The organism is Rothia kristinae (genome assembly GCF_016028855.1).
Taxonomy (GTDB): domain Bacteria; phylum Actinomycetota; class Actinomycetes; order Actinomycetales; family Micrococcaceae; genus Rothia; species Rothia kristinae.
The window spans coordinates 1,796,399-1,820,125 of the sequence record NZ_CP065738.1; the positions used below are offsets into that span (position 1 = coordinate 1,796,399).

The 23,727-nt window shown below is 72.3% G+C and carries 18 protein-coding genes; all 18 read left to right on the forward strand.

Annotated features, from left to right (window positions below):
* Positions 1 to 32 precede the first annotated feature (32 nt).
* On the forward strand, positions 33 to 1,913 hold the full coding sequence (locus tag I6G21_RS07930; protein WP_232238432.1) for a peptidoglycan D,D-transpeptidase FtsI family protein: 1,881 nt from the start codon (positions 33 to 35) through the stop codon (positions 1,911 to 1,913).
* A gap of 123 nt (positions 1,914 to 2,036) precedes the next feature.
* The gene (locus I6G21_RS07935) at positions 2,037 to 3,725 is read left to right on the forward strand and encodes a UDP-N-acetylmuramoyl-L-alanyl-D-glutamate--2,6-diaminopimelate ligase (protein WP_129358126.1); all 1,689 of its coding nucleotides are present in this window, start codon (positions 2,037 to 2,039) and stop codon (positions 3,723 to 3,725) included.
* Positions 3,722 to 5,242, forward strand: coding sequence for a UDP-N-acetylmuramoyl-tripeptide--D-alanyl-D-alanine ligase (locus tag I6G21_RS07940; RefSeq protein WP_129358125.1), 1,521 nt, complete (start codon positions 3,722 to 3,724; stop codon positions 5,240 to 5,242). The genes I6G21_RS07935 and I6G21_RS07940 overlap by 4 nt, the downstream gene beginning before the upstream one ends.
* A 7-nt stretch (positions 5,243 to 5,249) precedes the next feature.
* Positions 5,250 to 6,377, forward strand: coding sequence for a phospho-N-acetylmuramoyl-pentapeptide-transferase (gene mraY / locus I6G21_RS07945; protein WP_064725776.1), 1,128 nt, complete (start codon positions 5,250 to 5,252; stop codon positions 6,375 to 6,377).
* Positions 6,374 to 7,942 (forward strand): UDP-N-acetylmuramoyl-L-alanine--D-glutamate ligase, encoded by a 1,569-nt coding sequence (murD, locus tag I6G21_RS07950; RefSeq protein ID WP_064725775.1) that lies wholly within the window; start codon positions 6,374 to 6,376, stop codon positions 7,940 to 7,942. The genes mraY and murD overlap by 4 nt, the downstream gene beginning before the upstream one ends.
* Entirely contained in the window at positions 7,939 to 9,210 is a 1,272-nt protein-coding gene (locus tag I6G21_RS07955) for an FtsW/RodA/SpoVE family cell cycle protein (RefSeq protein WP_064725774.1), read from the forward strand. Before murD ends, I6G21_RS07955 begins: the two co-directional genes overlap by 4 nt.
* Positions 9,211 to 9,245: 35 nt before the next feature.
* Positions 9,246 to 10,382, forward strand: coding sequence for an undecaprenyldiphospho-muramoylpentapeptide beta-N-acetylglucosaminyltransferase (gene murG / locus I6G21_RS07960; protein ID WP_129358124.1), 1,137 nt, complete (start codon positions 9,246 to 9,248; stop codon positions 10,380 to 10,382).
* Positions 10,379 to 11,908: a UDP-N-acetylmuramate--L-alanine ligase gene (gene murC, locus I6G21_RS07965; protein WP_232238433.1), complete on the forward strand. Its 1,530-nt coding sequence runs from the start codon at positions 10,379 to 10,381 to the stop codon at positions 11,906 to 11,908. The genes murG and murC overlap by 4 nt, the downstream gene beginning before the upstream one ends.
* On the forward strand, positions 11,905 to 13,182 hold the full coding sequence (locus I6G21_RS07970; RefSeq protein ID WP_061225869.1) for a cell division protein FtsQ/DivIB: 1,278 nt from the start codon (positions 11,905 to 11,907) through the stop codon (positions 13,180 to 13,182). Before murC ends, I6G21_RS07970 begins: the two co-directional genes overlap by 4 nt.
* Before the next feature lie 249 nt (positions 13,183 to 13,431).
* Positions 13,432 to 14,679, forward strand: a complete 1,248-nt coding sequence (ftsZ, locus tag I6G21_RS07975; RefSeq protein ID WP_058730728.1) for a cell division protein FtsZ — start codon at positions 13,432 to 13,434, stop codon at positions 14,677 to 14,679.
* A 189-nt stretch (positions 14,680 to 14,868) separates the two neighbouring features.
* Positions 14,869 to 15,720: a polyphenol oxidase family protein gene (locus I6G21_RS07980; protein WP_081101688.1), complete on the forward strand. Its 852-nt coding sequence runs from the start codon at positions 14,869 to 14,871 to the stop codon at positions 15,718 to 15,720.
* The gene (locus I6G21_RS07985; RefSeq protein ID WP_129358123.1) at positions 15,717 to 16,565 is read left to right on the forward strand and encodes a YggS family pyridoxal phosphate enzyme; all 849 of its coding nucleotides are present in this window, start codon (positions 15,717 to 15,719) and stop codon (positions 16,563 to 16,565) included. Before I6G21_RS07980 ends, I6G21_RS07985 begins: the two co-directional genes overlap by 4 nt.
* 59 nt (positions 16,566 to 16,624) lie before the next feature.
* The gene (locus I6G21_RS07990) at positions 16,625 to 17,329 is read left to right on the forward strand and encodes a cell division protein SepF (protein WP_129358122.1); all 705 of its coding nucleotides are present in this window, start codon (positions 16,625 to 16,627) and stop codon (positions 17,327 to 17,329) included.
* A 49-nt stretch (positions 17,330 to 17,378) separates the two neighbouring features.
* Positions 17,379 to 17,687, forward strand: coding sequence for a YggT family protein (locus tag I6G21_RS07995; RefSeq protein WP_099049765.1), 309 nt, complete (start codon positions 17,379 to 17,381; stop codon positions 17,685 to 17,687).
* 108 nt (positions 17,688 to 17,795) lie between these two features.
* Entirely contained in the window at positions 17,796 to 18,602 is an 807-nt protein-coding gene (locus I6G21_RS10820) for a DivIVA domain-containing protein (RefSeq protein WP_129358121.1), read from the forward strand.
* The gene (gene lspA, locus I6G21_RS08005; protein WP_129358120.1) at positions 18,599 to 19,183 is read left to right on the forward strand and encodes a signal peptidase II; all 585 of its coding nucleotides are present in this window, start codon (positions 18,599 to 18,601) and stop codon (positions 19,181 to 19,183) included. The genes I6G21_RS10820 and lspA overlap by 4 nt, the downstream gene beginning before the upstream one ends.
* Positions 19,180 to 20,136, forward strand: coding sequence for an RluA family pseudouridine synthase (locus I6G21_RS08010; RefSeq protein ID WP_061225867.1), 957 nt, complete (start codon positions 19,180 to 19,182; stop codon positions 20,134 to 20,136). The genes lspA and I6G21_RS08010 overlap by 4 nt, the downstream gene beginning before the upstream one ends.
* Before the next feature lie 64 nt (positions 20,137 to 20,200).
* Complete coding sequence (gene dnaE, locus I6G21_RS08015) at positions 20,201 to 23,692, forward strand: DNA polymerase III subunit alpha (RefSeq protein WP_061225873.1); 3,492 nt, start codon at positions 20,201 to 20,203, stop codon at positions 23,690 to 23,692.
* Positions 23,693 to 23,727 lie beyond the last annotated feature (35 nt).

Here is a 23,727-nt window from a genome sequence, read left to right on the forward strand (position 1 = left end):
GCCGGAGCAGCTCCGGCGGAAAGGCAGCGCCCGTGGACCCCACCCAGGACGGCAGCGCCGACCCGGAGCACCCGCAGCGGCCCCGCGCCGACCGGGAGGCCGGCAGGGCCGCGGAACCGGTGGCCCCGGAGTCCTCGGGACAGCCGGCCCAGGGGATCCTGCGCCGCAGCTTCCTGGGGATCTCCGGATTCCTGGGGATGCTCGGCCTGCTGGGCGCGCGGCTGTTCTACGTCCAGGCCATCGACCCCTCCGGTCGGGCGGACAAGGCGCTGGCCGAGCGGCGTCGGCAGGTTGTGGTCCCGGCCCTGCGCGGAGAGATCCTGGACGCCACCGGGACCGTGATGGCCCGCTCCATCCAGCGCTACCGGATCGTGGTGGACCAGACCGCCGTCGCCGCGTTCAAGCGGCTCAAGAAGGACGGCAGCAGCACCGAGCAGGTCACCCCCCAGCAGCTGGTCTACGAGCTGGCCGACCTGCTGAAGAAGCCGGACGAGGAGGTCAAGAAGGCCCTGGACGGGGACAAGCGCTACGCCGTGGTCGCCGACGAGGTCACCCCCGACGTCTACAACGCGATCACGGACCTGGGAGCGACCTTCCTGTCCGGGGAGTCGGTGTCCAAGCGCACCTACCCGGACGGGTCGGTCGGCGGCTCTGTCATCGGCTACCTCAACGCCCAGGGCGCCCAGGGCGGGATGGAGCTGCAGTTCGACCAGCAGCTGTCCGGGCAGGACGGCGAGCGAGTCTACGAGATCTCCGCGGACGGGGTGCGCATCCCCGTGGGCGAGGAGCTGGACACCCCGGCGAAGAACGGCGGCACCGTGAAGCTGTGTCTGAACCGCGACATCCAGTACTTCGCGCAGCAGCAGGTCACCGCCCGGGCCCGGCAGCTCGGCGCCGAATGGGGGACCTGCGTGGTCATGCGCGTGAAGGACGCCGCGGTGCTGGCCCTGGCCGACTCCTCCATGATCGACCCCAACGACTACTCCAAAGCCGACACCGACGACTTCAGTCCCCGGGCCGTCACCAGCATCACCGAACCCGGCTCCACGGAGAAGGTGCTCACCGCCTCGGCCGTCATCGATGAGGGGCTGTCCCAGCCGGAGACCGTCTTCGACGTTCCCGCCGAGCTGCGCATCGACGGTCAGCTGATCACCGACTCCTTCGAGCACCCCGCCCAGAAGCGGACCCTGGCCGGGATCATCGCCGACTCCATGAACACCGGAACCGTTCTGGCGGGGAAGCAGCTGACCAAGGACCAGCGCCATGACTGGCTGGCGAAGTTCGGGATCGGCCGACGCACCGGCATCGAGTTCCCGAACGAAGCCCAGGGCCTGCTGGCCGCCGCGGATGATTGGGATGTCCGGCAGCAGTACACGGTGCTGTTCGGCCAGGGCGTCTCCCAATCCCTGCTGCAGACGGTCACCGCCTACCAGGCGCTGGCCAACGACGGGATCCAGCTGACCCCGCGCCTGGCCGACTCCGTGACCGACGCCGAGGGGGTCGCCCAGCCTCGTCCGACCCCCGAGGGGCGGCGCATCGTCTCCGCGGACACCGCGAAGAAGCTGCGCCAGATCATGGAGACCGTGATCACCGGCGGACACGCCCCCGATGCCGCCGTGGAGGGCTGGCGCGTGGGCGGCAAGACCGGCACCGCGGAGGCCCCGGCCGAGGACGGCAAGGGCTTCGACGGGTTCACGACCTCCTTCGTGGGCATGGCCCCCATCGAGGATCCGCAGTATGTGGTCGGCGTGCTGCTGCAGCGGCCCGAGGGCGCCGTCACCGAGATCGGCACCACCGGGACGTTCTCGAAGATCATGCAGAAGGTCCTGGAGTACTACCGGGTCCCGCACTCCACGACTCCGCCGCAGAAGCTGGACAAGTTCGCCCCGGGGGACCCCCAGAACGACGATTGAGCTCGCCCCGGCCCGGTCCGGCTGCGAGCTTCGGACTAGGATGTGAGTTCGGGTCGGCCCACCCGGTGAGCCGACCCGAGGCCCGGAACCAACGCCCCCGATACGACAGGAAGTGGCTTCCCCATGACACCGAAGGACCCGGAGCAGGGGCATCCCGACCTCCAGGGTGCCAGCGCGCAGGACCTGCGTCCGCGGCGCGTCCCGGCCCGGGAGCTCGGGCAGATCGCAGCACACCTGGAAGCCGCCGGCGTCGAGGTCCGCACCCGTCCCGGTGCCGAGGGGCAGGCGGTGGTGACCGGCATCAGCATGGACTCCCGCGAGGTGCAGGCCGGGGACCTCTATGTGGCCCTGCCCGGGGCCAACGCGCACGGGGCCCAGTTCTCCTGCGCCGCCCGACGCGCCGGGGCGGCCGCGGTGCTCACCGACGCCGCTGGTGCCGAGATCCTGGACCGGCAGGGCAGCCCACTGCCCCTGCTGATCGTTCCCTCCGTGCGCGAGGCCGTGGGGCCCCTGGCGGCCTGGATCTACGGCAGCCAGCCCGAGCGGGGCCGCCAGCGCCTGTACGCCGTGACCGGGACCAACGGGAAGACCACCACGACCTACATGATCGACGGCCTGCTGGATCGGCTCGGGGAGACCACCGGGCTGATCGGGACCATCGAGATCCGGGCCGGCGCGGAGGTCATCCCCTCGACCCTCACGACCCCGGAGTCCACGCACGTGCACGCCCTGCTGAGCGTGATGCGCGAGCGCGGGATCACCGCCGCGGCGATGGAGGTCTCCTCCCACGCCCTGGACTACCGCCGGGTGGACGGGGTCGTCTACGACGTCGCCGGGTTCACCAACCTCACCCAGGACCACCTGGACCTGCACGGGTCCATGCAGGCCTACTTCGACGCCAAGGCGCAGCTGTTCACCCCGGCCCGCACCCGGCGCGCCGTGATCATCGTGGATGACGAGTGGGGCCGGCGCATGGCCGAGCACGCCCGCCGCGAGCTCGGCGCGGATCGGGTGGTCACTCTCGCCACCGGCTACGGCCGCGGCGCCCACGGGGAGGCCGAAGCGGACTGGACGGTCCGGGAGGTGCGCGCCGAGGGCATCGGCCACGGCTTCGTCCTGCAGCACCGGGACGGCACCCGCATCCCGACCGGCACCGGGCTGCCCGCCGACTTCAACGTCTCCAACGCGGCGCTGGCCGCCGTCATGGTCCGTACCGGGCAGGCCGAGCCCCAGCGGGTCGCCGAGCAGCTGGCCGACCCGGAATCCCTGACCCCGCTGGTGCCCGGGCGCATGCAGGTGATCGGGCAGCGTCCCCTCGCGATCGTGGATTTCGCCCACAACCCGGACGCGCTGCAGCGGGCCCTGGAAGCCGTGGGCCCCGGTTCGGACGGCTGGGTCATCGTGGTCTTCGGCGCCACCGGGGAGCGGGACCAGCTCAAGCGCCCCGTCATGGGTCGCATCGCCGCGGAGCACGCCGACGTCGTGATCGTCACCGACGATGACCCCCACCGCGAGCCGCCTGCGCCGATCCGCGCTGCCGTGGCCGAGGGCGCCCGGGCCGCCGCGGCCGACGGGGCCCGCGCCGAGGCTGTGGAGGACATCGCCCCGCGTGCGGACGCGATCCGCCGCGCCGTGGAGCTGGCTGGGCCTGGAGACGCGATCCTCGTAGCAGGGCGCGGACACGAGACCAGCCAGGACGTGGACGGGGCGGACCTGGAGCTGGACGACCGCGAGGAGCTGCGCGCCGCCCTGGCCGCACACCGCCCCGCACCGACCGATACCCCCGAGGACCCCGCAGGAGAACGCGCATGATCGCCCTGACCGCCGCCGAGATCGCCGAGGCCGTGGGCGGGCAGCCCGCGGGGCTGGAGGCCGCAGACCTGGGGTCGATCACGTGCACCGCCGCGACCACCGACTCCCGGGAGGTCGGCCCCGGTGCGCTGTTCATCGCCAAGCCCGGGGAGAGCACCGACGGGCACCGCTTCATCCCCCAGGCCCTCGCCGCGGGCGCCGTGCTCGCCCTGGCCGAGCGGGAGACCCGCGACGAGGAGGGCCGGACCCACCCGGCGATCCTGGTGCCCGACGTCGTCCTGGCCATGGGGGCCCTGGCCCACGCGATCGTCGTGCGCCTGCGCGCGACCGGTCCGCTGAGAGTCATCGGCATCACCGGCTCCGCCGGGAAGACCACCACCAAGGACCTGCTGGCCGGGATCCTCTCGACCCTCGGGCCCACCGTGGCCCCCCAGGGCTCCTACAACGGGGAGGTCGGGGTGCCCCTGACGGTGTTCCGCGCCGAGCACGACACCCGGTACCTGGTCATCGAGATGGGCGCCAACGCCGTGGGCAACATCCGCTACCTGTGCGACATGGTCCTGCCCGACGCCGGGGCCGTGCTGAAGGTCGGCACCGCCCACCTCGGGGAGTTCGGCTCGGTGGAGAACATCGCCCGCACCAAGGCGGAGCTGGCCTCCGGGGTCGCCGCCGACGGCGCGGTCGCCCTGAACCTGGACGATCCCCGGGTCGCCCGCATGGCCGAGGTGGCCGGCGCCCCGGTGACCTGGTTCGGGGTGGCCGGACGCCACCAGGACCGGCCTGCCGAGGGCGCCGGGATGCTCGAGGCCCGGGACCTGCGCGCCGACGCGCAGGGCCGGCCCGTGTTCACCCTGGTGCTGCCCGACGGCTCCCAGCACGCGATCACCGCGCGGCTGATCGGCGAGCACCACGTCTACAACCTGCTGGCCGCGGCCAGCCTCGCCCTGGCCGTGGGCGCCCCCGTCGAAGCCGTGGTGCGCGGGCTGAACACCCTGGGCCCGCGCAGCCGCTACCGCATGGAGCGCACCGATCGACCCGACGGGGTGACCGTCATCAACGACGCCTACAACGCCAACCCGGAGTCGATGGCCGCGGCCCTGCGCACCCTGGCCCAGATGGGCCGAGACGCCCGACCACCGCGGCGGACCTGGGCCGTGCTGGGTCCGATGCTGGAGCTGGGGGCTGCCTCGGCGGCCGAGCACGGCAAGATCGGGCGCGACGCCGTCCGGCTGAACATCGCCAAGCTCGTGGCCGTGGGCCCGGAGGCCAAACCCATCTACAGCGACGCCCTGCTGGAGGGCTCCTGGGGCGAGGAGGCCTGCTGGGTGGAGACCGTGGAGCAGGCCGAGCAGCTGCTCGGCGAGCAGCTGGCCCCCGGGGACATCGTGCTGGTCAAGTCCTCCAACGGGGCGGGACTGCGGTTCCTGGGCGATAGAGTGGCACGAGGCCTCCCGGACGGCGCGTCGAACGCGCCCCGGCAGAGCTCCGAGACCGCTGAACCGCAAGAAAGGCGCTGATCACCGCATGATCTCCATCCTCCTGGCGGCGGCCTTCGGTCTGGTCCTCTCCCTCGCCGGAACCCCGCTGTTCACCAAGCTGCTCGTGCGGCGCCACTACGGCCAGTTCATCCGCGAGGACGGCCCGACCAGCCACCAGACCAAGCGCGGCACCCCGACCATGGGCGGCGTCGTGATCATCGGCGCGGCCGTGCTGGCCTTCCTGATCTCCCTGCTGATCACCGGCGGACTGCTCGGCGGGCAGAGCGCGGTGCCCTCGGCCTCGGCGCTGCTGCTGATCCTGCTCATGGTGGGCATGGCCGGGGTCGGGTTCATCGACGACTACAAGAAGATCGCCAAGAAGCAGTCCCTGGGTCTGACGCCCAAAGGCAAGATCGTGCTGCAGGGCGGGGTCGGCGTGGTCTTCGCGGTGCTGGCGCTGCTGCTGCCGGATGAGCGTGGCTGGACCCCCGCCTCCACCCGGATCTCCTTCACCCGGGACATCCACGCCCTGGACCTGTCCTTCGGGGTGACCGCCGTCGGGGTGATCCTCTTCGTGATCTGGGCGAACCTCATCGCCACCGCCACCACCAACGCCGTGAACCTCACCGACGGGCTGGACGGGCTGGCCACCGGCGCCTCGATCCTCGTGTTCTCCGGCTACCTCATGGTCTCCATGTGGCAGAACAACCACCTGTGCTCCCCGGGATCCTCGGATCCGGTCTGCTACGAGGTGCGCGATCCCGGGCAGCTGGCGGTGCTCGCCGCGGCCCTGATCGGCTCGCTGATCGGCTTCCTGTGGTGGAACACCTCCCCGGCGTCGATCTTCATGGGCGACACCGGCTCCCTCGGCCTCGGCGGGGCCCTGGCCGGCTTCGCGATCCTCAGCCGCACCGAGCTGCTCCTGGTCCTCATGGCGGGGCTGTTCGTGATCATCTCCGCCTCCGTGATCATCCAGGTCGGCTACTTCAAGCTCTCCGGAGGCAAGCGCATCTTCAAGATGGCCCCGCTGCAGCACCACTTCGAGCTCAAGGGCTGGAAGGAGGTCACGGTCGTGGTCCGCTTCTGGATCATCGCCGGACTGTTCGTGGCCGCGGCCCTGGGCGTGTTCTACGGCGACTGGCTGCTCAGCCACGGAGGAGTGATCACCCGATGAAGGCCACCAACGCCAACCCCGTGCTTCAGGACCCCCGCCTGGCCGGGCTGACCTCCTGGGACGCCGACTGGGCCGGGCTGCGCGTGGTCGTGGCCGGGATCGGCACCTCCGGCTTCGCCGCGGCGGACACCCTGATCGAGCTCGGAGCGCGCGTGGTCGTCGTGGACGGGAAGGACACCGAGGAGAACCGCTACAAGGCCCAGACCCTCGGGATCGTCGGCGCCGCGCAGACGATCCTCGGGCAGCAGGCCATGGACGCCCTGCCCGAGGTGGACGGGCAGGCTCCCGAGCTGGTCGTCACCTCCCCGGGGCTGCGGCCCACCCTGGGCATCCTGGCCGAGGCCGTGGACCGCGGCATCCAGATCTGGGGGGATGTGGAGCTGGCCTGGCGCCTGCGCGAGCGGGGAGGCCGGAAGACGGCCGAGTGGCTGTGCATCACCGGAACCAACGGCAAGACCACGACGGTGGGGATGACCGCCTCGATCCTGCAGGCCGCGGGACTCAAGGCCATCGCGGTGGGCAACGTCGGCACCCCCATCCTGGACGCCCTGCGGGACCCGGTGGACTACGACGTGCTGGCGGTGGAGCTGTCCAGCTACCAGCTGCACTGGTCCCACTCCCTGGCCCCGCTGGCCTCCGTCGTGCTGAACATCGCCGAGGACCACCTGGACTGGCACGGCTCCTACGCCAACTACGCCGCGGACAAGGCCCGGGTGTACGAGAACACGCGGGTGGCCTGCGTGTACAATGCCGCCGTGCCGGACACGGAGCGGATGGTCGAGCAGGCCGAGGTTCAGGAGGGCTGCCGGGCGGTCTCCTTCACCACCGACACCCCGTACCTGTCCCAGCTGGGTGTGGTGGACGGTCTGCTGGTGGATCGGGCCTTCGTCGAGCAGCGTCGCACCGAGGCCCTCGAGCTGGGCGCCGTGCGCGACACCGGGCCGCTGCCGACCCGCCACACCGTGGAGAACGCCCTGGCCGCCGCGGCCCTGACCCGCGCGGCCGGCGTCTCCCCGGAGGCCGTGCGCGACGGCCTGCGCGCCTTCGAGCCCGGGGCCCACCGCATCCAGCCGGTGGCCACGACCCACGGGGTGCTGTGGGTCAACGACACCAAGGCCACCAACCCCCACGCGACCGACGCCTCGCTGTCCTCCTTCGACCCGGTCATCTGGATCGCCGGCGGCCTGTCCAAGGGCGTGCACTACGGGGACCTGGTGGCCGCGCACGCGCACCGGCTCAAGGCCGTGGTGCTCATCGGCACGGACACCGCAGGGCTCGAGCAGGCCCTGGCCGAGCAGGCCCCGCAGGTCCCCGTGCACCGGGCCGCCGAGGGCATCGACGCCGCGCCGACGGACGGACGGGCCGTGCTGGCCGAGGCGGTGCGGATCGCCCACGAGCTGTCCGAGCAGGGGGACACCGTGCTGCTGGCCCCGGCCGCCGCGTCCATGGACCAGTTCGCCTCCTACGCAGATCGCGGCGAGGTGTTCATCGACCTGGTCGCCGATCTCGTCCGGCGCCTGGGCCCCACCGAGCAGGACCGGGACGAAGAGGGTCCGCGCCCGTGAGCACCGCGGCCCCCGAGCGCACCCCGCGCACCACCCCCCGCGGCCCCTGGCGCCGCTTGACCTCCGCGGCCCGGGCCGCCGCCCGCCCCGTCTACCAGTGGATCGCCGCCGGCTCCCTGTCCAGCTCGGCGGTGGGGATCTGCGTCAGCGCCCTGGCCCTGACCATCCTGGGCTCGATGATGGTGCTCTCCGCCTCCTCGGTGGAGCAGATCTCCAAGGCCCAGTCGCCCTACGCCCTGTTCGCTCGGCAGGTGGGCTACGCCCTGGTCGGCATCGTGGCGATGTTCGCCGCCTCCCGGGTGCCGCTGCGCTGGTGGAAGAGCCGCACCCTGATCTTCTGGCTGATGGGCGGCACGATCGCGCTGCTGCTGCTCGTGCTCAGCCCTCTGGGCGTGGAGGTCTACGGCAACCGCAACTGGCTGGCCCTGGGGCCCCTGCAGTTCCAGCCCTCCGAGATCGGCAAGTTCGCCCTGGTCCTGTGGGCCGCGTGGGGCCTGGCCAAGACCCCGCAGGTCGCGGTCAGCGTGCGCGCCGCCCTGCTGCCCTCGATCCTCGGCTTCCTGGCCACCTTCGCGCTGGTCATGGCGGGGGGCGATGCCGGCACCGGCATCGTCTTCGCCCTGATCTACGCCGGGGCCCTGTGGTTCGCCCGCGCCCCGATGAAGATCTTCCGCTGGTCCGCGATCCTCGGGGTCGCGGCGGCGGCGCTGATCGTGGTCGCCAGTCCGCACCGCATCCAGCGCGTCATCGGCTGGCTGGTGCCCTCCCGCTGCGGAGCCTCGGATGCCTGCTACCAGTCCAACGCCGGTCTGGCCGCTCTGGCCAGCGGCTCCTGGTGGGGCGAGGGCCTGGGGGAGTCCCGGCAGAAGTACAATTACCTGCCCGAAGCGCACAACGACTACATCTTCGCGATCCTCGGGGAGGAGCTGGGGTTCATCGGCTCGCTCGTGGTCATCGCCCTGTTCACCGTGATCGCACTGTCCCTGGCGCGGGTCATCCTGCGCTCCTCGGACCGCTTCGTGCGCATCGCCGCCGGGTGCATGCTGGCCTGGTACATCGGCCAGGCCTTCGTCAACATCGGCATGGTCACGGGGCTGCTGCCCGTCATCGGGATCCCCCTGCCATTCATCTCCTACGGCGGCACCTCGCTGATGATGTCCCTGTTCGCTGCGGGCTTCGCGATGTCCCTGACCAGGACGCCCACCCATCCGGCGCTCGAGTTGTCCGCGCTGGAGGAGCCCGAGCGGACGTCTAGACTGGAGAACTGACCACGCCCGCGCCGAGAGAAACCGGGGAGCCGCAGTTGAATCCTTCACCGTCCGTCATCGTCGCCGGGGGAGGCACCGCGGGACACATCACCCCGATGCTCGCCGTGGCCGACGCCGTGCGACGGCTCCGGCCCCAGGCGCGGATCACCGCGGTGGGCACGGCGGATCGCATGGAGGCCCGGCTCGTGCCCGAGGCCGGATACGATCTGGAGTTCATCGACCGGGTCCCGATGCCGCGCCGGCCGTCGGCGGATCTGCTGCGCCTGCCGCTGCGATTCTCCCGGGCGGTCGGCCAGGCCCGCCGGATCCTGCGCCGGCACGAGGCCGACGTCGTCCTGGGGGTCGGCGGCTACGTGTGCACCCCGATGTACCTGGCCGCCGCCCGCGAGGGGATCCCCGTGGTGATCCACGAGGCCAACCGCCGCCCGGGCCTGGCCAACCGCGTCGGGGCGCGCCGGGCCGCCGTCGTGGCCGCGGCCTTCCCGGATACGCCGCTGCGCGGGGCCCGGGCCCGCACCGTCGGGATGCCGCTGCGCGGGCCGGTGGCCGCCATGGATCGCGCCGCAGAGCGCGCCGCGGCCCGCCGGGACCTCGGCCTGCGGGAGGAGCTGCCCACGATCGTGCTGACCGGCGGGTCCCTGGGGGCCGCGGCGATGAATCGCACGGTGCGGGCGGTCCTGCAGACCCCCGCCTGGCGCCAGGCCGGGGTGCAGCTGCTGCACATCACCGGGCGCGGCAAGCAGCTGCTGGACGATCAGGGCCAGCCGGTGCAGGCCCCCCGCTACCACCAGGTCGAATTCGTCGACGGGATGCACCGGGCCTACGCCGCCGCGGACCTGCTGGTGGCCCGGGCGGGAGCGGCGACCGTCAGCGAGGCCGCGGCCGTGGGCTGCCCCTCGGTCTTCGTCCCCCTGCCCATCGGCAATGGGGAGCAGGCCCTGAACGCCGAATCCCTCGTGGCCGCCGACGCCGCCCTGCTCGTCCCGGACGCGCAGTTCACCCCCGGCTGGTTCCTGGACCACGTCCTGCCGCTGGCCCAGGACCCCGAGCGCCTGGAGCGGATGAGCCGCGCCGCGAGCCGCCTCGGGGTGCGCGATGCCGCCGAGCAGATGGCCCGCCTCGTGCTGGAGGCCGCCGAGTCGTCGCAGAACCCGAAGGAGCAGAGCCGATGAGCACCCCCGAGCCCACCGCCGAGCAGGCCCGGCTGCCGGAGTCCATGAACCCGCCGTTCCCCCCGCGCCCGCAGCTGTCCGGGCTGGGCCGGGTGCACTTCATCGGCATCGGTGGCACGGGTATGTCCGCGGTGGCCGAGCTGCTGCTGGAGCACGGGCTGAGCGTGTCGGGCTCGGACACCAAGGACGGCCCCGTGCTGGATGCGCTGCGGGAGAAGGGCGCGCGGGTCTTCGTGCCCCAGGCCGCGGAGAACATCGAGCAGGCCGACACCGTCGTGATCTCCACGGCCATCCGCGAGTCCAACCCCGAGCTGGCCGCGGCCCGGGCCCGGGGGCTGCGGGTCCTGCACCGCTCGGATGCCCTGGCCGCGGCCATGGGCGTCCAGCGCACGATCGCGGTGGCCGGGACCCACGGCAAGACCACGACCAGCTCGATGATCGCCGTGATGCTCGACGCCGCCGGTGCGGACCCGTCCTTCGCCGTGGGTGCGCGCATCGCCGCCCTGGGTACCAACGCCCGGCTGGGCCGCACCGACGACGACGCCTGGTTCGTCGCCGAGGCGGACGAATCCGACGGCTCCTTCCTGAAGTACGCGCCGTCGATCGCGGTGGTCACCAACGTGGAACCGGACCACCTGGACTTCTACGGCACCCCCGCCGCGGTGCACCTGGCCTTCGAGCGCTTCGCCGAGACCCTCGGGCAGGACGGGGTGCTGGTGATCTGCGCGGATGACGACGGCGCCGCGCAGCTGGCCCGGGCCCGACGCCGGGCCGGGGCCCGGGTGCTGACCTACGGCACCGACGCCGCCGCGGACCTGCGCATCGAGGACATCACGGGGGAGGGCACCGCCAGCTCGGCGCGCCTGGCCTGGCAGCTGCCCGAGGCCGCGGGGGGTGCCCGGGGCGGCGTCACGCTGCACCTGGCCGTGCCCGGCACGCACAACCTGCGCAACGCCGCCGCGGCCATGGCCTGCGCCCTGCTGGTCGGCGTGGATCCGCAGGCCGCGGCTCGGGGGCTGTCCGAGTTCACGGGATCGGCGCGCCGCTTCGAGCGTCGGGGGCAGGCCCGCGGGGTCACCGTCTTCGACGACTACGCCCACCACCCCACCGAGGTGGCCGCCGCCCTGCAGGCCGCGCGCACCGTGGCCGCCGGCGGTACGGTGTACGCGATCTTCCAGCCCCACCTGTTCTCCCGCACCCGGGCCTTCGCCCGGGAGTTCGCCGAGGCGCTGTCCCTGGCCGACCGGGCCTTCGTCGTGGATGTGTTCCCCGCCCGGGAGGAGCCGATCGAGGGGGTCTCCAGCCACCTGATCACCGATGCCGGGTTCAGCGAGGTCCGCTATGCGGCCTCCGGGCGGGAGGCCGCCACGCGCATCGCCTCCTCCGCCGCGGCCGGGGACATCGTGCTGACCATCGGGGCCGGGGACGTCACGACCTACGGCGCCTTCGTGCTCGAGGCCCTCGCCGAGGACGAGCGGCGCGCCCCCGGAGATGCCGCCCAGGACCCGGCGGAGTCCGCCCGGTGAGCGCCCGACGCCGCCCCCGCCTGCCCCGCTCCGCCCACGAACACGCCCCGGAGGGGGCCCCGGCGGCCGCCGAGCGGGAACCGGAGGAGCCCGACGAAGCGACCCAGGAACCGGAGGGCGCGCCCGTCGAGGCGCGCCAGCGCCTGGCCCGGCGCGCCCGGGAGAACTCCCGACGCAGCGAGGAATCCCCGGCGCAGGCCGCCCGGCGCTCGCTGGAGGCCGTGCGCCGCGAGCCGGAGGCCGCCACGGGAGCGATCCCGGTGCGCGCGAGCAATCCGGCGGCGGTCAGCGTCGAACCCGCCCACGCCGGCTCCGACGCACCGGGCGCGCCCGAGCGAGATGAGGACGGGCGCACAGGGGACGAGGGCGCACCGGACGAGCGCGACGTCGTGCGTCCGCTGCGCCGCCCCGGCTCCGCGGACCGGCCCGCCGCGGCGGGTCCGGGGGAGCCCGGGGGCTCGCATCCGGGCGAGGACGGGGCGGACGGCGCCGCCGGGAACGGGGCGAGCGTCATCGCACTGACCTCGCGACGCCGCACGGAGGGATCCCGGGGCGCTCGGCGCACGAGCCGGCTGCGCCGCCTCGTGCCGCGCACCCGGCTGGGACGCATCGGGGCCGGCCTGCTGACGCTGGTGGTCGTGGCCGCGGTGTTCCTCGGGGTGGTCTTCGCCTCGCCGCTGCTGGCGGTGCGCACCATCACGGTGGAGGGCACGGGGGCCGCGGATCGCGCCGAGGTGGCCCGGAAGCTGGAACCGCTGGAGGGCACGCCGCTGCCGCGGGTCACCCAGCAGCAGGTCCGGGACCTGATCGGCCAGGATGTCGTGATCCGGGACGTCTCGATCGAGGCCCACCCGCCCCACGAGCTCGTGGTGACCCTGCAGGAGCGGGTGCCGGTGGCCGCCGTGAAGGACGGGGACCGCTACATCCTGGTGGACCGGGACGGCACCGCCGTGGGGGCCGCGGATTCGGTGGAGCAGGCCAAGGTCCCGCTGATCGACGGCGGGCGCCAGGCGGTCACACAGGATTCCTTCCGGGACGTGGTGCGGGTGCTGCAGGCCCTGCCGCAGTCCCTGCTGCAGCAGATGACCGCGGCGAAGGCGCAGTCGGACACGGACATCCGCCTGGAGATGAAGGACGGCTCCACGGTGCTCTGGGGCACGGCCGATGACTCCGAGCAGAAGGCGCAGGTGCTGCGCGCCCTGATCCAGGCCGTCGGAGGGGACGGGGTCTCGACCTACGACGTCTCCAGCCCGGATCACCCGGTCACCGAGTGACCCCGGCAACCATTCAACCTGCACTCGAGGTCCATGCACGAGGTGGGTCGGGGCGGCGGCGAGGCCCGCACTCTGCGGGAATTCCCGGCCCTCGATCGGCCCGCGGGAGCGACACCGCCGCGTGCGGTTGGTAGTCTGGATGCCGTATAGGAACCGGCCGTCGACGCCGAACGACGCAATCGTCTGAACCTTCGATCGAGGGTTTCAGGATAGGGATCGGCGGCGGCCATCACTGCGAACGAGGATCACATGGACATCACCACCCCCCAGAACTACCTGGCCGTCATCAAGGTCGTCGGCATCGGCGGCGGCGGCGTGAACGCCGTGAACCGCATGATCGAGGTCGGCCTGCGCGGCGTCGAGTTCATCGCGATCAACACCGACGCCCAGGCGCTGCTGATGTCCGATGCGGACGTCAAGCTCGACGTCGGTCGGGAGATGACCCGCGGGCTGGGCGCCGGGGCCAACCCCGAGGTCGGGCGCCAGGCGGCCGAGGACCACGAGGAGGAGATCGAGGAGGTCCTCAAGGGGGCCGACATGGTCTTCGTGACCGCCGGTGAGGGTGGCGGCACCGGAACCGGCGGCGCCCCGGTCGTCGCGCGCATCGCCCGCTCCCTGGGGGCCCTGACCATCGGCGTGGTCACCCGCCCGTTCACCTTCGAGGGTCGCCGCCGCTCCAACCAGGCCGAGACCGGCATCGAGGCCCTGCGCGACGAGGTGGACACCCTCATCGTCATCCCGAACGACCGCCTGCTGTCCATCTCCGACCGCAACGTGTCCATGCTGGACGCCTTCAAGTCCGCCGACCAGGTGTTGCTCTCCGGCGTGCAGGGCATCACCGACCTGATCACCACCCCGGGCCTGATCAATCTGGACTTCGCCGACGTGAAGTCCGTGATGCAGGGCGCGGGTTCGGCGCTGATGGGCATCGGCTCCGCCCAGGGCGAGGACCGCGCGGTCAAGGCGGCGGAGCTGGCCATCGCGTCCCCGCTGCTGGAGGCCTCCATCGACGGCGCCCACGGCGTGCTGCTGTCCATCCAGGGAGGTTCCGACCTCGGCCTGTTCGAGATCAACGAGGCCGCCCGCCTGGTCCAGGAGGTCGCCCACCCGGACGCCAACATCATCTTCGGCGCCGTGATCGACGACGCCCTGGGCGATGAGGCACGGGTCACCGTGATCGCCGCGGGCTTCGACTCCCTGAACCCGGAGACCAACTCCAACTCCACCAACGCCGCGGCCAACCAGGCCCAGCGCACCCAGCAGGCCTTCGGCGGCTCCGCCTCCCAGCCGGTCCGGGTGGCCTCCAACCCGCAGCGCGGCGGCTCCTACGCCGGCGGCGCGCCGTCCTACTCGGGCGGCTCCTCGAGCCAGTGGGGTGCTGACGACGACGTTCCGGCCAACGCCGGGTTCGACGTCGATCTGCCCCCGACCGAGGAGGAGACCGGGCGCGGCTCGGCCCGCAAGGACTCCCTGGATGTGCCCGACTTCCTGAAGTGAAGTGACCTGACCCGCGGTTCCTCGCCGCACGGGTGAGCGCCCCGCACGGCGCCGCGATTCCCCGGTCTCCCGCGTCGGGACCGGGGAATCGGCGCACCCGGGCCCCGGTGCTCCCCGCGGGGCAGACGCGACCCGGGGGCCGGGCGCCGCCCGCGAAGCACCCCTGACGTCTCCGATGAAGCAGGTCCCATGCGCATCCTCACCGAGCCCGACGGCCCGAGGCTGGCCGTCACCGATCGCGGCGACGGCAACCTCGCCCTGCACGCCGGTCCCGATCCCGCGGCCGCCCAGGCCCGACGACGCCGGATGGAGCGGGACCTGGGGGTGGCCGCCGGGCGGCTGCTCTTCCTCGAGCAGGTGCACGGCACGGCCGTGGCGGACGCCGATGAGGCCCCGACCATCCCGGCCCGGAGTGCGCCGGCCCGGGAGCGGGAGCTGGCGCCGGTCGCCGACGCCGCCCTGACCCGCACGGGGCGCCCGCTGGCGGTGCTGACCGCCGACTGCCTGCCCGTGCTGTTCGCGACCGAGGACCCGAGCCTGGCGGCCGTGGCCCACGCCGGGCGGCGGGGACTGCTGGACGGGATCCTGCCTCGGGTGCTCGAGGTGCTGGCCGCGGCCGGAGCCGGGCGGATCCGGGCCTGGATCGGGCCCGGGGTGTGCGGCTCCTGCTACGAGGTCCCCGAGTCCCTGGCGGCCGAGGCCGAGGCGATCCTGCCTGGGATCGCCGCGCGGACCTCGTGGGGCACCGCCTCCCTGGACCTGCCGGGAGCGGCCCGGACCCAGCTGACAGCCACCGCCGAGCGGCTCGGCCTGCGCCTGGAGGTCTCCGCGGAGCTGTCCGCCTGCACGCTGGAGGATCCGGGCCAGTTCTCCCACCGGCGCGCCCCGGGCGAGGGGCGCCTGGCCGCGATCCTGGTGCCCCAGCCCCCGTCCGAACCACCAGCCCGGACCAAGCCCCAAGCCCAGCCCCGGCCCGACGACGAGGACCCCGCACCGCACCGAGACGATCACGAGCAGCAGCGAGGAGGACACCGCAGATGAGTCAGGAGCACCCGACCCAGCCTCGAGAACAGCAGGAGCGGGGGAGGCCGCCGCACCCGGATCCCCGGCGCGCCGAGGAGCTGGCGCAGCGCCTGCGGCAGGTGAGCGAGACCGTGCAGTCCCTGGCCGCCCAGACCCCGGCCGATGTGCGGGATCCCGGGCAGCCGGTGCGGCTGCTGCCGGTCACCAAGTTCTTCCCGGCCGCCGACGTCGCCGCCCTGTGGGAGGCGGGCGTGCGGGCCGTGGGGGAGAACCGCGAGCAGGAGGCCTCCCGCAAGGCCGCCGAGCTGGCTCCGCTGACCGGTTCGGGCCTGCGCTGGGAGCACATCGGACAGCTGCAGACCAACAAGGCGAAGTCGGCGGTGCGCTGGGCCGGGTCGGTGCACTCGGTGGATCGGCCCGGACTCGTCCAGGCCCTGGGTCGGGCCTGGTCGCTGGCGGTCTCCCGCTGGGAGGCCGAGGAGGGCCCGGCCCCGGCGGCGTATGCCGACGGCGGCCTGGAGTGCTTCATCCAGGTGGGTCTCAGCGCGGCCTCCGCCCCGGGGCAGGCCGCCAGCGGGGCCCGCGGCGGGGCCGACCCGACGGAGGTGGCCCAGCTGGCCGAGGCCGTCGCCGCCACCCCCGGCCTGCGCCTGGCCGGGCTGATGGCGGTGGCCCCGCAGGCGGAGGATCCGGCGGCGGCCTTCGCCCGGCTGCGCGAGCTCAGCGCCGCACTGCGCCGGGAGCACCCGGAGGCGGTGGAGATCTCCGCGGGGATGAGCGCGGACCTGGCCGACGCGATACGATGGGGCTCGACCCGGGTGCGCGTGGGCTCGGCCATCATGGGGCCTCGTCCCCGGGGCTGAGGCCCCCGGCCGTCCGACATCACCGAAACAGCACAGCAGCGAATCTTCGAGGAGTTCAGATGGCGGGAACACTGCGCCAGGCCATGGTCTTTCTGGGACTGGCCGACGACGGCTACGAGCAGTCGGGGGAGCAGACGGGATCCCGCCGCGGCTCCGCGGAGCAGGCCCCGGCGCGCACCCCGCGCGGTGAGCGCGTGGAGGGCGAGGTCATCGAACCGGAGCCCAGCACCGAGGCGCATCCGGTGATCACCCGGACCCCCGCCCGCTCCTCGGCCCAGGAGCAGGACCAGACCGAGACCCCCCGCGGCTCCCACGCCGCCGGGCGGCGCCCGGCGGCCCTGGAATCCCGCCGCGCCGAGCGCGAGCCGCGCTCGCGCTCGGCCGTGCAGCCCGCCGCCTCCGCCCAGGAGGCCGCCCCCGAGCGCCGAATCCCGGCCCCGATCGAAAGCGACAACGAATTGCGACGCATCACCACCATCCACCCGCGCTCCTACAACGACGCCAAGGTCATCGGCGAGTCCTTCCGCGAGGGCATCCCCGTGATCATGAACGTCACCGACATGGACGTCACGGAGGCCAAGCGGCTGGTGGACTTCTCCTCGGGGCTGACCTTCGCCCTGAACGGCAGCATCGAGCGGGTCACCGAGCAGGTGTTCCTGCTGACCCCGGCGACCCTGGAGGTCCTCGCTCCGCAGGAGGAGCAGCGCGAGCAGCACGCACCCGAGGACGACGTCGCCCAGCACGACCCCTTCGACCAGCGCTGAGCCCGTCCCGCCCGGGCCCCGCCCCTGAGCTTCGACCCCGAGGAGACCTGTGATCACGGTTCTGGCGCTGATCCACTTCGCCCTGTACCTGGCCATGCTGCTGCTGATGCTGCGCCTGATCCTGGATTGGGTGGACGGCTTCGCCCCGCGCTGGCGCCCCCGCGGCGTCGTGCTGGTCGCCGCGATCGGCATCCGGCGGGCCACGGAGCCGGGGATGCGGCTGATGCGCCGGATCATCCCGCCGCTGCGGCTGGGCGGAGTGTCCCTGGACATGGGCTTCCTGGTGCTGCTGCTGGTGCTGAGCCTGCTCAACTCCGTGGTCATGAGCCTGCTGGGCGCGGCGCTGTCCCGGGTCTGACCGGGGCCTGGAGCCTGCGCCCAGCCCCACCCACTAGGATGAGGGGTGAACAACCGTCCGACGCAGCGCCGACCGACGCAGCAGGCGCACAGACACGAGGTGACTTTCATGGCACTGACCCCGGAAGAGGTCGTCGAGAAGACCTTCCAGCCCACCAAGTTCCGCGAGGGCTACGACCAGCAGGAAGTCGATCTCTTCCTGGACGACGTCGTGGCCGAGCTGAAGCGGCTGAACGAGGAGAACCGGACGCTGCGCCAGGCGCTGTCCGAGCACGGCATCCCCGACCCGACCGCCGAGGGCGCCGCCCAGACCGGCACCGCCGGGCAGGCCTCGGATGCCGCTGAGGAGTCCGGGGCTGGCGAGGGCGCCAGCTCCGTGGCCGCCCTGTCCCAGCCCACCGAGGACCAGACCGTGAGCGCCCCGGCCGAGCAGGACCTCACCCCCGCCGGTGACGCCCCCGCCGAGGACGCCGCCGCCGAGCTGCCCGCGGACGCCGACGTCGTCGAGGAAGCCGAGACCGTGGAGGCCCCCGCCCCGGCCGAGTCCGCCGCCGACTCCGCCCCCGCGACCCCGCAGTCCGCCGCCCCGGCCGGGTCCACCGAGTCCGCCGAGTCGGCTGCCGCGGTGATCGCGATGGCCCAGCGCCTGCACGACGAGTACGTCTCCGAGGGCCGCTCCGAGCGGGCCCGCCTGATCTCCGAGGGCCAGCTGCAGGCCGAGACCCTCGTCGCCGAGGCCGAGGCCCAGCGCAAGGAGGTCATGGAGAACCTGGAGACCAACAAGGCCGCCCTGGAGTCCGACGTCGAGGCGCTGCGCGCCTTCGAGGCCAGCTACCGGGCCCGCCTGCGCGAGCACCTGGAGTCCCGGCTCACCGAGCTGGAGAACACCGCCGGGCTGGAGCCCGACGCCGCGTGAGCTCCCGCAGCACCGCGAGGCCGACCCGTGCGCGGGTCGGCCTCGTCGTCTCCGCCGTGGTCCTGAGCGCCCTGCTCTACGCGGCGGACCAGGCCAGCAAGGCGTGGGTCGTCGCCCACATGGTCGAGGGCCAGCGGATCACCGTGATCCCCGATCTGCTGTGGTGGCGCTTCCTGCGCAACCCCGGGGCCGCGTTCTCCCTGGGGGAGTCCGTGACCTGGGTGTTCACCCTAGTGCAGGCGGCGGTCGCCGTCGTGGTGATCCGGCTGTTGCCGCGCGCTCGCAGCGCGGCCTGGCTGCTGAGCCTGGCGGGCCTGCTGGCCGGGGTGCTGGGCAACCTCACGGACCGGCTCTTCCGGGAGCCGGGCTTCGGGCGCGGGCACGTCGTGGACTTCATCTCCGTGCCGCACTTCGCGATCTTCAACATCGCCGACTCCTGCATCTGCGTGTCCATCGCCGTCATCGCCGTGCTGACCCTGCGCGGCGTCCCGCTGGAGGGCCGGTCGCCGGAGTCGGGTACCCTCGCGCCCGCCGATGACGGGCGGGCCGCCGCCGAGCATCCCGAGGAGACCCGCCCATGAGCGCTGAGCAGACCATCGAGTTCGCGGTGAGCGACGAGGACGACGGCGCCCGCCTGGATGCGCTGCTGGCCCGGGAATCGGGTGGTTCCCGCAGTGCCGCGGCCGCCTGGTGCGAGCAGGACCGGGTGCGCGTGCGGCACGAGGGACGGCAGCTGAAGCCCGCCAAATCCCTGAAGGTCCCGGCCGGCGCCGTCATCACCGCCCGGGTGCCGGAGCCCGAGGAGGCCGCGCGCGTGGTCGCGCAGGTCGTGGACGGGTTCTCCATCGTGCACGAGGACGCCGACGTCGTCGTGGTGGACAAGCCCACCGGGGTCGCCGCCCACCCCAGCCCCGGCTGGCACGGGCCCACCGTGGTCGGGGCCCTGGCGGGTCTCGGGGTGAACATCGCCACCAGCGGGGCACCGGAGCGCCAGGGCATCGTGCACCGGCTGGACGTGGGGACCTCCGGGCTGATGGTGGTCGCCAAGAACGAGCCCTCCTACGCCGCGCTGAAGCGGGCCTTCAAGGAGCGCACCGTGGAGAAGGTGTACCACACCCTCGTCCAGGGCATCCCGGACCCGCTGCGCGGGACCATCGACGCCCCGATCGGGCGGCACCCCGGGCACTCCTGGCGCTTCGCCGTCGTGGAGGACGGGCGGGCCTCCGTGACCCACTACGAGGTGCTGGAGGCCTTCGGCCCCGCGAGCCTCGCCGAGGTGCACCTGGAGACCGGGCGCACCCACCAGATCCGCGTGCACTTCTCCGCCCTGAACCACCCCTGCTGCGGGGATCTCACCTACGGGGCGGATCCGCGCCTGGCCGCGGACCTGGGCCTGACCCGCCAGTGGCTGCACGCGCACCGGCTGGGCTTCGACCATCCCGGCACGGGGCGGCGGGTGCGCTTCACCAGCGAGTACCCGGCGGATCTGAGCTTCGCCCTGGAGGCCGTGCGCAGCGGGGATGTCCTAAACTAGGGCGGTGACTTCAGCGGCCAAGACCAAGGGCTTCACCCACCTGCACGTGCACACCGAGTACTCGATGCTCGACGGCGCCGCCCGCCTGGACGACCTGTTCGAGCACGCCCACGAGCTGGGCATGGACTCGATGGCCACCACCGACCACGGCTTCCTCTTCGGGGCCTTCGACTTCTGGAACCGGGCCCGCAATGCCGGGATCAAGCCGATCATCGGCGTCGAGGCGTACCTGACCCCGGGCACCGCCCGGCAGGACCGCACCCGCGTGAAGTTCGCCGACGGCGGGCGCGACGACGTCTCCGGCGGCGGCGCGTACACCCACATGACCCTGCTGGCCGAGACCACCGAGGGCATGCACAACCTGTTCCGCGCTTCCTCCCGGGCCTCCCTGGAGGGCCAGCTGTACAAGCCGCGCATGGACCGGGAGCTGCTGAACACCTACGGCAAGGGCCTGATCGCCACCACCGGCTGCCCGTCGGGGGAGATCCAGACCCGTCTGCGCCTGGGCCAGTACCGGGAGGCCCTGGATGCGGCCGCGGAGTTCCGGGACATCTTCGGGGCGGAGAACTTCTACTGCGAGCTGATGGACCACGGGCTGGGCATCGAGAAGCAGGTGACTCAGGACCTGCTGCGCCTGGCCAAGGAGCTGAACCTGCCGCTGGTGGCCACCAACGACCTGCACTACACCCGCGCCGAGGACGCCAAGGCCCACGCGGCCCTGCTGTGCGTGCAGTCCGGCTCCACCCTGCAGGACCCCAAGCGCTTCAAGTTCGACGCCGATGAGTTCTACCTGAAGTCCCCGGCGGAGATGCGCGAGCTGTTCCGGGACTTCCCGGAGGCCTGCGACAACACCCTGGAGATCGCCGAGCGCTGTAACGTGGAGTTCGACACCTCCGCGAACTACATGCCGGACTTCCCCTGCCCCCCGGGGGAGAACGAGGAGTCCTGGTTCATCAAGGAGGTCGAGGCCGGGTTGCACTACCGGTTCCCCGACGGGGTCCCGGACGAGGTACGCAAGCAGGCCGAGTACGAGCAGGGCATCATCATCCAGATGGGCTTCCCCGGGTACTTTCTGGTGGTCGCGGACTTCATCAACTGGGCCAAGAACAACGGGATCCGGGTGGGTCCGGGCCGAGGCTCCGGTGCCGGGTCGATGGTCGCCTACGCGATGCGCATCACCGACCTGAACCCGCTGGAGCACGACCTGATCTTCGAGCGGTTCCTCAACCCGGACCGCGTGTCCATGCCGGACTTCGACGTCGACTTCGACGATCGGCGCCGCTCCGAGGTGATCCACTACGTCACCGAGAAGTACGGCGAGGACCGCGTCGCGATGATCGTGACCTACGGGACCATCAAGGCCAAGCAGGCCCTGAAGGACTCCTCCCGGGTGCTGGGCTACCCGTTCTCCACGGGGGAGAAGCTGACCAAGGCGATGCCGCCGGACATCATGGGCAAGGGCATCTCCCTGCAGGACGTCTACGACAAGGACGCCAAGCGCTACTCCGAGGCCGAGGAGCTGCGGGAGCTGCTGGCCACCGACGAGGATTCCGCGAAGGTCTTCGACACCGCCCAGGGCTTGGAGGGGCTCAAGCGGCAGTGGGGGGTGCACGCGGCCGGGGTCATCATGTCCAGCCACGACCTGATCGACGTCATCCCGATCATGCGCCGCGAGCAGGACGGGCAGGTCATCACGCAGTTCGACTACCCGACCTGCGAGGGCCTGGGCCTGATCAAGATGGACTTCCTGGGCCTGCGCAACCTCACGATCATCTCCGACGCCCTGGAGAACATCGAGGCGAACCGGCAGGAGACCCTGGATCTGGAGACCCTGCAGATCGACGACGCCGCCAGCTACGAGCTGCTGGCCCGCGGGGACACCCTCGGGGTCTTCCAGCTCGACGGCGGGCCGATGCGCCAGCTGCTGAAGATGATGCAGCCGGACCACTTCGAGCACATCTCCGCGGTCCTGGCCCTGTACCGCCCGGGCCCGATGGGCGCGAACTCGCACATCAACTACGCCCTGCGCAAGAACGGCCAGCAGGAGGTCACCCCGATCCACCCGGAGCTGGCCGAGCCGCTGGCGGAGATCCTGGACACCACGTACGGGCTGATCGTGTACCAGGAGCAGGTCATGGCCATCGCCCAGAAGGTCGCCGGGTACTCCCTCGGCGAGGCCGATATCCTGCGCCGGGCCATGGGCAAGAAGAAGAAGGCCGAGCTGGACCGCCAGTACGCGACCTTCCACCAGGGGATGCTGGACAACGGGTACTCGGAGAGCGCGGTCAAGGCCCTGTGGGACATCCTGCTGCCCTTCTCCGACTACGCCTTCAACAAGGCCCACACCGCCGCCTACGGGCTGGTCTCCTACTGGACGGCGTACCTGAAGGCCCACTACCCGCAGGAGTACATGGCGGCCCTCCTGACCTCGGTGGGCGATGACAAGGACAAGCTGGCTCTGTACCTGAACGAGTGCCGCCGCATGGGCATCACGGTGCTGCCCCCGGACGTCAACGAATCCGCCCTGAACTTCACCCCGGTGGGTCGGGACATCCGCTTCGGAATGGGTGCGGTGCGCAACGTCGGGGCGAACGTGGTCCAGGCGATGGTGGACACCCGGCAGGAGAAGGGCCGCTTCACCTCCTTCCACGACTTCCTCAAGAAGGTCCCCGCGGTGGTGTGCAACAAGCGCACCGTGGACTCCATGATCAAGGCGGGCGCCTTCGACGACCTCGGCCACGGGCGCCGGGCCCTGTCGATGATCCACGAGGAGGCGATCGACGCGACCGTGTCCGTCAAGCGCCAGGAGGCGGCCGGGCAGTTCGACCTGTTCGGCGGCATCGGGATGGAGGAGGAGGACCCCTCAGCGGAGCTGACCGTGGCGATCCCGGACGTGCCCGAGTGGGAGCGGCGGGACAAGCTGAACTTCGAGCGCGACATGCTCGGGCTGTACGTCTCGGACCACCCGCTGCGGGGGCTGGACGAGGTGCTGGGCCAGCTGGCGGACTCCTCAGTCCAATCCCTGCTGGACGAGGACGGGAAACCCGACGGCGCGATCGTCACCGTGGCCGGGATGATCACCTCGGTGCAGCGCAAGGTCGCCAAGACCTCGGGCAACGCCTACGCCCGCATCGAGCTGGAGGACCGCACCGGGTCGATGGAGGTGATGTTCTTCGGGAAGGTGTACGCCCCGATCGCCAGCCTGCTGGCCGAGGACCTGATCGTGACCATCAAGGGGCGCCTGCAGCGCCGCGACGACGGCTCGGTGACCATCAGCGCCCAGGAGATGAAGATCCCGGACATCGACGCCGAGGGCCAGCAGGGCCCGATCGTGCTGTCCCTGCCCGAGCACCGGGCCACGGAGCGGACCCTGCGGGAGCTGGAGGGCATCCTGCTGAACCACCGGGGCGAGGCCGAGGTGCGCATCAACCTGGCCTGCCGCGGCAAGGACGTGCTGATGCGGCTGTCCCCGCGGCTTCGGGTCAACCCCAACCCGGCGCTGTTCGGGGATCTGAAGGTGCTGTTCGGCCCGGCCTGCCTGGAGCGGGCCTCCTGATCGGTCAGGCGCGGGCGCGGCTAGAATGGCCAGGG